The following is a 12,929-nucleotide window of genomic DNA, read 5'->3' as shown; positions in this document are numbered from 1 at the left end:
CTACTGAGAAATTTTATCCAGAGGAAGATATGAAAGCGTCGCTGGAAGCTCATGCTTGGTGTTGATATTGTAATCATCGGTCACGAGATCGAAACATGAGATCACTAACATGCCGTTCCAGATACAAGGCTCCCCAGGTTGGTCCAATTCACCATTGAAACCATCGGTATCAGGGCTTTGGGCTATCCTGGAAACAACACCTTCAGGCGATACACGGGCAATCGCATTTGCACAGAAATCGGCTATATATAGGTTTCCTTTTTCATCCATCTTCATCCCATCTGTACTTTTCAGATTTTCAGAGTCCTTGACCCACAGTTCATTACCTTTCACATTACGGTTTGTATCGAACCATATACGATGGAGGGTACCATCACCGAAATTTCCTACAATAAGATTTCCTTCATGGTCGAATTCGATTCCATCTAATCCATATTGGCAGTTAGGATTATGGGTCAAGACGGTATAGATGATATGTTCATCGGAGAGAGTATTCGATACCTGAATATTCTTCGCATCAAGCGGGAAACGATATACACAACTGGTCAACAGACCCGAAGGATGATGAACCTTTCCCAGCATACTCTGAGTTACATAGACATATCCATCGCGGATACGCATCCCATTCGGATGTTCCATTCCTGTTGCGACAACTGTTGTCTTGACTATGCGATCACCTTCGACCCTAAGACGTAGTATCCGTCCTTTGAATGCCAGCTCTGGTTTTCCCGGCCATCCCTGGTTGTCACATATATACAGATCACCATCTGGTCCGAACTCTATACCCATAGGCGAGGCAAGTCCTGTTTCTGGATGGACAGGGACCTCAACCCATTTGTGGGCTTTCCGTTTCTCATTGAATCTAACCAGACATCCGGGTCTACTCTGGTCGGCATAATTTGGACAAGCAAGGACCAGATCTCCATTTGATGCAACGGTCATACCATCGGGTGTCGTCACATACTCATCAAGCAAGGCAAACAATTTTGGTTCGAACATCGTGGACTCTTCCTCCCTATTGTTTCAACATTCTCGTTTCACTGTAATTTTGAAAACAATGGTTCCAATGCATGATATGCTTCATCGAATAATGGGCGGATTTGTCGGTATCTTTCCACGTGTTGTCTATTAGGTTCCACACGATCGGTAAATTGGATGAACGACTCGATCCTATCAAAAGAATCAAGCAATCCAGCACCTACACCACCAATTACTGCGGCTCCCATACTGGTAGCCTCCTCAAGATACTTTGGCACAATTATCGGAAGATCGTAGACATCGGCTAGAATCTGACGCCATTGCTTACCCTTCGGCCCTCCTCCCAATACGCGCATTTCCTGTATGTGAACTTGTGCTTTCATGACATCAAGAATAAGGCTGAGGTTCATGGTTATACCTTCGAGCACAGCTCTAAACATATCGGCCTTGGTCCTTTCCAAGGTAAGCCCGATGAAAGCTCCTTTTGCATCTGGATTCCATCGGGGACTACGTTCTCCAAGAAGATATGGAAGAAAGAGGACACCGTTGGCTCCGACAGAAGATTGCTCTACTTGACCATCTAACAGCCGGTATGGATTTATTCCCTTCTTGGCGGCCTCATGTATCTCCCACTGTCCCAACTGTTCTTTCAACCAAGCATAGGAGGAGCCGGCAGTTTGCATGGTTCCGCAAGGCTGCATATATCCCGGTACCGGGTGTGCCCAAGTGAAATTTTTCATCTCGGCATCTTGCAAGACCTCGGTACTGGTGGTACTGATCCAACTACTGCTACCGATGTAATTGTAGGTTATCCCTGGACGTACACTCCCAATCCCTACGGTAGCACAGCCTCCATCTCCTGCACCGGCGACCACAAGAGTTCCCTTCTTCAATCCTGTGGCTTGAGCTGCCTGCGCTGTAACCTCTCCTACAATCCCGATCGATTGTATAAGATCCGGGAATTTAGATATATCCACCCGAGCAGCTTCAATGATTTCCTCTGACCAAGCCAATTTCTTAAGATCCAATGCATTGGTTCCACTGGCATCATTAAACTCAGTGACCATCCTTCCGGTCAACTTGAAATTGATATAGTCTTTGGCGTTTAGCATCTTGTGGGTATTTTTATAAACTTCGGGTTCATTATCCCGTAGCCACATCAGCTTCTCAATTGCGTATGAGGGACTTGCCCTATGACCAGTGATCTCAAAGACCCGTTTAGCATCTATCCTTTCAACGAGTGACTGGGTTTGTTTCACTGCCCGTTGGTCACTGTAGATGATATGGTTTTTTAGTGGAACACCTTTCTCATCTACCGCAAGACAGCCCATCATCTGTCCACTGAAAGCGACAACACCGATATCCTCAGCTTTGTGGCTTCCAAGAATCGCGCGGGTAGAAGAACATACGGCATCCCACCAAGCTTGGGGATCTTGCTCAGCCCAGGTAATGTTGGAATAGAACGTCTTATACGGAACAGTCTTGCTGCCCAAGAGATTCCCTTCCATATCGAATAAGGTCGCCTTGTTCCCACTGGTTCCCAAATCATGTGCCAACAGAAGTCGACCGCTCATCCATGTCCTCCCCTTTGTTTCACCATGCGCTGAAATCAACCATGGTCTTTATCGCATCCTGCTGCTGTGAAGCAGCATATGCTTCGGTAAAATCTTTTATCGAAAATGTGCCGGTTATGAAATCGGACGGATCCAATACTCCTTTTTCCAACCAAGGCAACAAATGGTCCTGAGCCTCGGCTTCTGCCCATCTGGTAGGCCATTGATGAATAAGAAGGTTAAAATTATAGGGTCCTTGTTCTTTATTGAAGCTCACCATCGGATTGCCCAATACTCCGTATACACAAACCGATCCCCCCATCCGAACCAAAGGTATGGCCGATTGGATTATCTCATTTCTTCCAACGGCATCTACCAGGTAATCGACTCCTTGGGGGAATAATTCCCTCAATCGATTGAATCCAGTTTCATCGGGAGAAAGCGCTTCATCGGCTCCCATTGCCAAAGCACGTTTTCTCTTTGACGGAAGAAGATCCAAGCTGATGATTTTTCCCATTTCCTTCAATCTGGCGAAACGGATAAAACTCAATCCCACCGGACCTGCTCCAAAAACAACCAGGTCCTTGCCTTTTTTGAATGAAAAATCGGTAAACATACCCGCATAGACCTCTCTCCAGGTACACAGTAACCCAGCTGCACCGAGATCAGTCTCATGGGGGATTTTTCGCATGATCTGGAAAGAATCATTCCATCCATGTTCAGCATCTGCCGTACCATCGGCAACCATAGCGGCATGATCCCGTACGACGACATACTGTGAGAATCCTCCCCATCCGGAACCATAGGTTCCTCCTGGAGGATCGAGCAAGAGACCTCCGATTACACGATCTCCTTCCTTGAATGTCCGCACCTTGGGTCCGATAGCACAGACCGTCCCTACATTTTCATGGCCAAGCAGGAGCGGATAGGTACTGCTATCCATACCAGGGAAGTGACCATCGACGACTTTACGATCGGTGGCGTTACAGATGAACGCCACCTCACTTTTAACCATAGCATCGTAAGGCCCCAAAGTGGGTTCGGGTAATTCTACTATCGCCAACTTCCCAGGCTCTATGACTGCAATGGATTTCATCGATCTATCCTCCTCCGGTCTTTGCTACGATGCATGAACATGCACTAGAACTTTCATGGTTGTCTCAGGTGTCTTCTCAATCTTTTGGTAAGCCTTAAGATAATCGGGTATCTCAAACTCATCAGTAATGAGTTCACCCAATTGGATCTTGCCCTCTTCAACAAGAGAAATCGCAGTCTTAAAATCGTCAAAATTGTATCTGGCTGTACCAATGATTCGGATCTCACATTCATTTATATAAGCCATATCAACCTGAGGAACACCCTCGTAAACAGCAACTACAACAATATCTGAACCCTTTCTTGCTACCGATACCGCACTGGAAATCGCTTGTTGTACGCCAGCACAATCGAAGATGACATCAGCCCTCCGATCGGCTCCGAACTCCCTATCGATAGCCTCGGACAATTTCTCATCCTTGACATTAACAGCCACATCAATCCCACTTGCCAAAGCTTTCTCGAGACGCAACTTATTCACATCCGAGATCATCACTTTGGAAGCTCCGAGAGCCTTCGCGGTCTGGGCGACCAGGTTGCCGATTGGACCGGCTCCAATAACCAGAACCTGCTTGTCCTTCATATTTCCGGCTTTCTTTACTGCTCGCACACCTACGGACAACGGTTCAATCATCGCCCCGAAGCGAAAATCCATATCGTCGGGCAACTTTACGATGTGGTGTTCCGAAACAGCAAAATAATCCGAGGCGGTTCCCGTGGTTTGGAATCCCATTACTTTTAGGTTATTACAGATATTGTACATTCCATGCTTACAGGGATAACAGGTACCACACGCTACCTGAGGTTCTATGGTAACACGGTCACCGATTTTAACCTTGGTAACTGCATCGCCTACAGCAACAATCTTTCCCGAGACTTCATGCCCCTGAACTACAGGATATGGCGTATAGGGATGTTTCCCCAAATATACGTGGATATCACTTCCACATACGCCGATATAAGCAATATCGACCAGAACCTGGTCACCGGAAACAACAGGAACCGGAACTTCATTGATCTCAATCTGCCCTGGGGCAGTCATAACTGCCTGTCGCATAGTTTTATTAGTCAATGACACGTAACCACCCTCCATCCAATGAATAGTTGGAACCAACACTGTAGCTGGCCTTCTCGGAAGCTATGAATGCATAGAATTCTGCAATCTCCTCAGGTGAAGCGAAGCGCTGGATAGGAGCATTCTCTTTTGCGATATTGTCCAGGTATTCCTTGGGAGTAATACCCTCTTTTTCGCTGAGGATTCCAGCTGTTTTCCACCAATCGGGAGTAAGGACTAAACCAGGACTTACGGTAACTACCCGGATGTTATCTTTTATGACCTCATTGGAAAGACATTTGCTGAACATCACCAATGCCGCTTTCGTTGTGTTGTAGATGGGTTCATACCATAGGGGCTGCTTTGCACAGATAGAAGCGGTCTGAATAATCACACCACCCTTGCGTTCTTTCATAGAAGGTATGAGAGCTCTCGACATTCTTATGGCTGCCATAACATGGAGATCCCAATAGTATTGCCATTTTTCATCGGAAGCCTCCATGACAGTCTCTTCACTACCGGTACCGGCGTTATTTACCAATACATCGACACCGCCGAATGTATCCATGATCGTCTTCACGGCACTATCAATCTCTTGTGCTTTTGAGACATCACAGGCAACACCGATTGCTTTTACACCATAGTCGTCTACGATTTTCTTAGCCTCTTCAGTTGCCCGTTCGGCTCCTCTAGCCATAATAGCGACATTCATGCCCTCTTCGGCAAACTTACGGGCAACAGCCAATCCGATACCGACACTACCGCCGGTCACAACGGCCACTTTTCCTTTCAATTTTAAATCCATAGGTATTTCTCCTTATATTTCCTCATATTTTTTTAGAGTTATTTTATCACCGAAAGTTTGGATCTATCAAATGATATGGCCACTGCAACTATGACCAGGATTCCCAAGAACGATTGTTGGGCATAGACATCGATCCCAATGATATTCATACCATTGTTTATCACGCTCATCACCAATACACCGACAAGGGTATTCAAGACCCCTCCAGCACCACCGGTCATAGCAGTTCCACCAATTACAACTGAAGCGATGGAATTCAGAATATAGACTGTACCAAGGGTTGGATATCCACTGTATAGATTACTTGCCAGCATGATTCCAGCAATAGAAGCCCCCAGTCCTGAGAGCGTGAAAGCTAGCGTCCTCATCTTGAAGATATCGACTCCACTGAGCCAACTCATCTTTTCATTGCTCCCTAATAACATGATACTTCTTCCCGTAACAGTATAGCGCTGTATAACCAAAAACAGGATAAAGACGATTATACCTATCAACATGATATTTCTGATTCCGAAAGTCATACCATTGATGAGATCCATGACTCCATATGCTGATGATGGTGCAGAAAGGGGCTTTATCGAGATCATGTAGGCGATACTGATGAAAATTCCATTGGAACCCAAGGTTGTTATAAATGATGGGATTCTGAACTTCGCATTCACCAGACCATTGAACAGCCCAGCCAAGACACCAACTCCGAGACTTAGCGGATATGCCCAGAAGCCCAGAGGTTCCAAGGTCTTCATGAGCACAACAGAAACCAAAGACATGATTCCACCTACAGAAAGATCGATACCGCCTGTAAGAATAGCAAAGACTTGACCCATGGCTACAGCCAGCAAAATTGCAGCTGAATTACCTATGGTGAGGATATTGTAACTATTCAAGAATGAAGAACTACCTACAGAAAAGATGATGATAAAAATCACAAGCATGCCCAACGCATAGGCGATTGCGGGCAATCCGGCGATTTTCTTCAATATCCTTGTTCCAGCTGACATCTTCTTATTACTCTTTATGTTCATATTCTTGGTCTCCATTACACGATAGATTCGATTATGTCGGCGGGAGTAGGCTTGTCATCAGGGGGACAAGATACCTCATCTACCAGCTTGCCATCCTTAAGTATCAACATGCGGTTGCACAGACCAATATCTTCTTCCAATGTGTCGCACATGATGATCATACTCTTGCCCTGCTTTGCCAAGGTACGGATATGGTGGTAGATCTCATCTTTTGCCCCGACATCGATGCCTCGTGTTGGATGGTCTACGATCAAGACCTCAGAATCGGCTGAAAGCCACTTGCCCAAAACAACCTTCTGTTGGTTTCCACCACTCAGGTTTCCACACTTCATACGATGGCTGGTCGCCTTTACTTTAACGATATCCATCCAATGTTTAGCATTTTCACGCTCTTTCTTCCCGCTAATGAGCCCCAGATGCTTCAACCTCTTAAAGACCAACATATTGATGTTCTCGGCAATATCCAAATCGGTTGCGAGGCCTTCTATTCGGCGGTCTATAGGTATATATCCGATAGCATTTGCGATGGCATGTTTTGGTTGCTTGATAGTCACTTGCTTACCATTTCGCTTGATAGTACCACTGCTTGCAACAACCGATCCTCCCAAACTCTTCACCAACTCCTCTTTTCCAGAACCGATGAGTCCAACCATCGCGAGTATTTCTCCTCTATGTAACTTGAAGGAGATAGGTTCCAAGATGTTCTCGATACTGAGGTTATCGACTTCAAGAACGACCTCCTCAGTCGGATCTACTTGTTCGTTTCGACGATAATAGCCCTCAGCTAAGTCCCGTCCTACCATCAACTGCTCAATCTTATTGGTATCGGCATCTGCCTGAAGCATATCGGTGACATAGTCGCCATCCTTCATAACCACGATCCTATCACTATTCTCCACAATCTCCTCAAGCCTATGGGAGATCAATATGACCGTAGCATGTTCTTTGATCTTTTTAAGGATTCCAAACAGAATGTTAATTTCCTTCTCTAAAAGAACAGTAGTTGGTTCATCGAGTATCAGTATCGGATTCTCATGTTTATATAGGCGGGACAACCAGAGCAGGCGGGAAATCTCCACCATCTGGTTTTGTGCAGGACTCAGCGTTGAACACATAGTCGATGGACTGATGTTGAGATCGTTCTCCTGGAGAACTTTTTTTGCCTCTGCACGCATCATAGGCTCAGAGACGATACCATGGCGAGAAAACTCCTTCTCATGGCACAGGAACATGTTTTCCGCAACGGTGAGGTTGGGAAGTATAGACCCTTCTTGGAACACCATACCGATTCCTTGTTCGATCGCATCTAAGGAATCATGCATCACCACCGGTTGTCCCCTCAGGATGAATTGACCTCCATCAGGTTGATAGATACCAGTCAAAATCTTCATAAGAGTCGATTTTCCGGCACCATTCTCTCCTACCAGTCCGAGAATCTCTTTTTCATAGATATCCATATCGAAACCTTTGAGAGCCACAACACCGGGGAATACCTTTCGGATGCCTTTGAACTCAATGATTTTCTTCTTATTCATACAGGCCTCCTATTTTATGACACCGATCTTATTCCGATCGATCGTAAGTGCAACCGCACAAATCAACACGATACCATTGACCGCACTCTGCATATATGGATTTACCTGCATCAAGACTAGTCCATTGTTCAAAGCAACTACAATTATGGTGCCCAAAATTGCGTTTAGTGCACCTCCAACACCACCAGAGAGGGAGACTCCCCCAACCGCAACTGCGGTCATGGCTGGAAAGAGCAGATTATTGCCCAATCGTGCAGCAGAGCTATTCAATCGAGCAACTAACATCAATCCTGCAAGTCCATAGATCATTCCAGTTATCGTAAATATGGTAATCTTGATTTTATCGATTTTCACACCTGCCTGTTTTGCAAGAACCTCATTTCCGCCAATGGCATACATGTGCTTACCCAATTTTGTTTTCCGCTGAATAAAGTAAAGGAACAATCCAAGAGCCAAAGCGATGAGGAACACGACCGGTATACCAAGGAAATTGGCAATGAGGACCTTCTGGAAACGGGTATCACGAAGTGGAATACTTGAACCTTTGCTTATCATGATTGCAAAACCGAATAGCGTCCAACTCATACCTAGCGTACTGATAAATGAAGGCATGCGTAATTTTGTATTGAGAAGGCCGTTTATCATGCCAGCCAAACCACCGACAATCAGGACGATGGGAATGATCCAAAAGCCGACATCATTCGCATTGACCGAATTGCGTAGGAATAATCCTGAAGCAACTGCAGTGATGGCTACTATTCCCTCGAGTGAGAGATCCATAGCTCCCATAATAATTACCTGGTGTACAGCAAGACAGAGAATCATCGGAATTGCCGCTAGACCGAGAATAGTCATGATATTAGGCAAATGGAGATACTGACCACCGGTGCCAATCGAGAAGATCAGGATGACAATGCCCAGCGACAGAATCTGTCCCGAAACCGGCAAAGCCCTGTATACTTTTCCTGCAGTCGATTCGGATAATCTCGATTGTATTTTCTGTAGTTTCTCAATATTTTTGATTTTCTTTGTTTCCATACGAATTCACTTCCTTTTGCCTAGCATGTCAAACCGATGTACGGGAAACCCGTACATCGGAGACTTTGTGTTACACAGAGAAGTAATCAATCCATAGCACGGGAGAAAGAACCGAACAGATTTTCAAAATCATACTCAGCTGCTCCAGCGATAACTTCGTCTACATTCGTGATATCGACATTTGTTGCTTCAGCAAAGAACTGTCTGTTCTCCTTGGGAAGCTTTGCTACATCAATTTCACCATTCTTGGCTGCCAATGCGATTGCCAATCCAATTCCTGCCTGATAAGTACTGTCATTGTATACGGTTGCTGCAGCTTCACCATTCTTGATGGCTTCATAGATTTCCATGGTTCCGTCGGTACCGGTAACCAGAATTTGACCTGCCTTTCCGACTGCGCGAAGTGCTTCGAGAGCTCCAAGAGCCATATTATCGTTCGCAGCCCAGATACCCTTGATATCGGGATTTGCGACCAACATATTACGGGTCTTTTCATAAGCGATGGTTCTGTCCCAATCAGCAGCTTCATAGGCCACAAGTTCGACATCAGGATATTTTTCCAAAGTATTCATAAGTCCAGTAAAACGGTCCTGAGCAATCGAATTGGAAAGCAATCCCTGCAGTGCGATGATCTTACCATCGTAGTCGAATGACTCGAACAACTTTTCAGCTGTGAATTCTCCGGCACTAATTCCATCGAAAGAAATATGGCTTACCCATGTCTTGTAGTCCCAAACCTTTACATCTTCAGGCTTGTTCCACCAAGAGACCCAATAGACACCAGCTGCATCCAATTCACGTGCAAGTGGAATGACGTTCGGCGATTCGTTAGGGTCAATCATGAAAACGACATTGCCGTTTGTCCTTGCAACTAAAGCACGGACATCGTTAAGTTGCTTTTCACTGGAACCTTCACAGGTAAGGGCAACAACCGGCAGTCCTTCGATCTCTCCATACATGTCGGCTCCAACTTTGTAGTTAGCCTGGTACGGATTGGTCAATGTCCTGATAGCGATTCCCAATGTGGTTGGTTCGGCGGCTTTAGCTTCCGAAGCTCCTTGTGCGAACACTGGAGACACCAGCAATAGCAGTGCCAATGCCATTAAAAGGATACTCTTTCTTTTCATACGTTCCTCCTTGTATATTCCTACCCGCAACGCAGGTATGTTTACTTGTACAATTCGATTTCCCCAAAGTATTGGGATACGCCAAAACAGCCTGCACCCAAGGCCCCCCCTTTCCAAGCCAAAATCGGTATAGACTATCGAGAGATCCCTCCGTACACGAGGAAGGGAAAGTTCTCCTAATTTGGTTCTGATCATCTCAATGAAACCATCACCGGCATCGACATAGATACCTTGAAGAATGATGAGTTCAGGATCCACAATCATTAATACATTATTCACTCCAATAGCGAAGTATGTGGCAATCCTATCGAGTAGTTCTCTTGCAAAGGAGTCGGTGCTTGCGTGTCTGAAAATATCAGCCAACGTAACATCTTGCGGAGAGGAGTGGATATATAATGCAGAACTCGAGTGTGATTCATACCCATCATGAATCATGCTTCCGATATGCTTCAAAGATACAGCTGCCTCAAAACAACCTCTGCCTCCACAAATACAATCGGGACCCTGTCTATCGACAATGACATGCCCAATTTCTCCAGAGAGTTGGTTGAAACCATGGATGTTTGAGCCTTCGACTACGATTCCCGCTCCTACACCCTCTTCCATAGCATCCACAATCAAGAAATTCCGCTTCCCCTTTGCTTGCCCAATCATCATTTCGGCAACAGCCTGTAGTCGGTTTACGCCATCCATATATATGGGAACGTCCATATCGAACCGTTCAGCGAACTCACGGAGGAATGGATAGTCATTTGGCCATTGTGGATAGTGGGGTGAATAGACAGATTCACCGACATAGGCATTCACAATTCCAGGTAACGCTATCACTACATCAACCAAGGTCTTGTCTTGTGCCCATTTGGAATCCCTGAAATAGCGAGCAATCTCCACCAATCGATCAATCACAGAGTCCACCGATGGCGAATCTAGAACTGGTTCGTGGATAGAGTGGATCGTGTGTAGTTTGAGATCGGTTATGGCAGCATAGAGAAAGTCAGGCCCAACATGTAAGGCAATAACATATCCGTAGGAACCGTTCAGACAGTATAAGTCAGGACGTTTTCCACCATCCAAAGTGGAATCACCTTTTCCAGTAAGAGAAACCAACCCTATCTGTATATAATGATCAAGTACTTTCTTTACTGTCGGAACACTTACACGAACCGCCTTGGCTATCTGGGCTATGGATACTTCTTCTTGTGTACGAAGAAAATCGATAATGAGTTTCCTATTGTTATGCTTGACCGACTGGCGCTTCATATCTTGAAGCGTACCACAGCTTTTTAGTTTGTCAACCTATTTTATAAACTATTTTTTTAACCAGGTTTTAAAACCTAAGAGTAATTACACCTTCGAGAGAAATAGAAATAAATTAACTTTAAAGACTTTAACTAAAAGAATATAGGGTTCCAAACCTCGTAAGATCAACAACATCTTGGAGTCCGAGTTCCACTACTTCCTGCCTAGTGCTCTCCTCTTCGATCGTATTGAATGCAAACATGCCAAAATGTGTGCCCAATAGTGGTGTACGGTTTGCTAAGGCAACGATAATCGCCTCATGAAAATCCATATTACCCACAATACCATTTGCTTCTTTTTCTGGGTCCCTTCCATTCACAGGTAAAATACAAAGATCAAAAGGTTCTTTTGCAACCCATTCGGACCATGCTTTGTAGACAGTCGTATCACCTGCAAAAAGTAGTTTTTGCTGACCAAAATGAAGTCGGTACGAAAGAGCCCATACTGTTTCAGGGTTGAAATCGGCTACAGGATGTGCAGCAGGGAATCCCTCGATATGGATAGCCTCTTCTTTTGAAAAGGCCTTCCCAGGTGAGACAGTCTGAATTCTATTCTCCTGTATTCCACACGATTGCAAAGCGGCAACACAACCTGGGGGGACAACAAATACCGCTTTTTTATTCACATGTCCAAGTCTTTGCATTAAGAGAGGATCCAAATGGTCTTCATGCCCATGGGTGACTACTACAAGATCAATCTCCGGGTAGAGATCTTCGTCCACCGGGGGTGCTACCATCCGACCATGCTCATAAGGCAAGTCTCCATGGTTATTTTCCAGATAATTGGAAAGGTACGCATCCACGAGCACCAAGGTGCCATTCACCGCGAATAGGAATCCTGACTGTCCCAACCAAATGAAATGAACACCTTCTTCTGGAAAGGCATCCTTTCGCGAAATCGGTAGATCGATATGCCTTTTACGAAACGTCTCCATATTACCCTCCACTCTTTCAGTCAAGGACGATAGGTACAGTCAGATCCCTGAAATGGAGATCGTTCGCACCGGTCTCGTCTTTGAAAAGTACCAAGGCATGGACATCGTGTTTGTCTACAGGAAATGGAATCCAATGCCATGTGTTGGGCTTCATAACTATAGCTTGGCCTTGTTTAATCATAAAAGCCCGAATCCGCGTATTGTTTTCTAATTCATCATCCGAAGGCGCCATCATCATAACTATATCACCATCGAGCGCGACAATTACTTCACTCGATTCATGATGTCGTTCCATCTTCACCACTTTCCGAGGTCTATGGCGGCATGAAAGGACCCCGGTACAACAACGGGAAGCCAGCTTGATACCCTGAGCCGTGTCATGGAAATCAAATTCATTTGCAGTATCGACTGAGGGAACATCGTCCATCGAGAGGATCTCACCAAATTCAGCGAAAGTTTTCTTTTCCAATGTTTGGATTTTCATCA

Annotated in this window: 11 protein-coding genes; all 11 read right to left on the bottom strand. The window is 45.3% G+C overall.

The window, feature by feature from the left end; genetic code table 11:
• Nucleotides 1–999, bottom strand: a complete 999-nt coding sequence (locus ACODJP_RS07775; RefSeq protein ID WP_422480212.1) for an SMP-30/gluconolactonase/LRE family protein — start codon at nt 997–999, stop codon at nt 1–3.
• A 38-nt stretch (nt 1,000–1,037) separates the two neighbouring features.
• The gene (gene xylB / locus ACODJP_RS07770; protein WP_422480210.1) at nt 1,038–2,552 is read right to left on the bottom strand and encodes a xylulokinase; all 1,515 of its coding nucleotides are present in this window, start codon (nt 2,550–2,552) and stop codon (nt 1,038–1,040) included.
• A 19-nt stretch (nt 2,553–2,571) separates the two neighbouring features.
• The gene (locus ACODJP_RS07765; RefSeq protein ID WP_422480208.1) at nt 2,572–3,627 is read right to left on the bottom strand and encodes a zinc-dependent alcohol dehydrogenase; all 1,056 of its coding nucleotides are present in this window, start codon (nt 3,625–3,627) and stop codon (nt 2,572–2,574) included.
• 24 nt (nt 3,628–3,651) lie between these two features.
• Nucleotides 3,652–4,704, bottom strand: coding sequence for a zinc-dependent alcohol dehydrogenase (locus ACODJP_RS07760; protein ID WP_422480206.1), 1,053 nt, complete (start codon nt 4,702–4,704; stop codon nt 3,652–3,654).
• On the bottom strand, nt 4,691–5,485 hold the full coding sequence (locus ACODJP_RS07755) for an SDR family NAD(P)-dependent oxidoreductase (RefSeq protein ID WP_422480204.1): 795 nt from the start codon (nt 5,483–5,485) through the stop codon (nt 4,691–4,693). Before ACODJP_RS07755 ends, ACODJP_RS07760 begins: the two co-directional genes overlap by 14 nt.
• Before the next feature lie 38 nt (nt 5,486–5,523).
• Nucleotides 5,524–6,510, bottom strand: coding sequence for an ABC transporter permease (locus ACODJP_RS07750; protein WP_422480202.1), 987 nt, complete (start codon nt 6,508–6,510; stop codon nt 5,524–5,526).
• 14 nt (nt 6,511–6,524) lie between these two features.
• Nucleotides 6,525–8,045: a sugar ABC transporter ATP-binding protein gene (locus tag ACODJP_RS07745; RefSeq protein ID WP_422480200.1), complete on the bottom strand. Its 1,521-nt coding sequence runs from the start codon at nt 8,043–8,045 to the stop codon at nt 6,525–6,527.
• A 9-nt stretch (nt 8,046–8,054) separates the two neighbouring features.
• Nucleotides 8,055–9,083 (bottom strand): ABC transporter permease, encoded by a 1,029-nt coding sequence (locus ACODJP_RS07740; protein WP_422480198.1) that lies wholly within the window; start codon nt 9,081–9,083, stop codon nt 8,055–8,057.
• Nucleotides 9,084–9,169: 86 nt separating this feature from the next.
• The gene (locus ACODJP_RS07735; protein ID WP_422480196.1) at nt 9,170–11,470 is read right to left on the bottom strand and encodes an ROK family protein; all 2,301 of its coding nucleotides are present in this window, start codon (nt 11,468–11,470) and stop codon (nt 9,170–9,172) included.
• A 127-nt stretch (nt 11,471–11,597) separates the two neighbouring features.
• Nucleotides 11,598–12,443, bottom strand: coding sequence for an MBL fold metallo-hydrolase (locus ACODJP_RS07730; RefSeq protein WP_422480194.1), 846 nt, complete (start codon nt 12,441–12,443; stop codon nt 11,598–11,600).
• A 16-nt stretch (nt 12,444–12,459) separates the two neighbouring features.
• On the bottom strand, nt 12,460–12,927 hold the full coding sequence (locus ACODJP_RS07725; protein ID WP_422480192.1) for an ureidoglycolate lyase: 468 nt from the start codon (nt 12,925–12,927) through the stop codon (nt 12,460–12,462).
• Nucleotides 12,928–12,929: the final 2 nt, after the last annotated feature.

Origin of the sequence: Pleomorphochaeta sp. DL1XJH-081, assembly GCF_049310885.1 — a bacterium.
Classification (GTDB): Bacteria; Spirochaetota; Spirochaetia; order Sphaerochaetales; family Sphaerochaetaceae; genus CAYZJV01.
The sequence above is the reverse complement of the archived record's forward strand: the minus strand, read 5'-3'. Positions and strand labels throughout refer to the sequence as shown.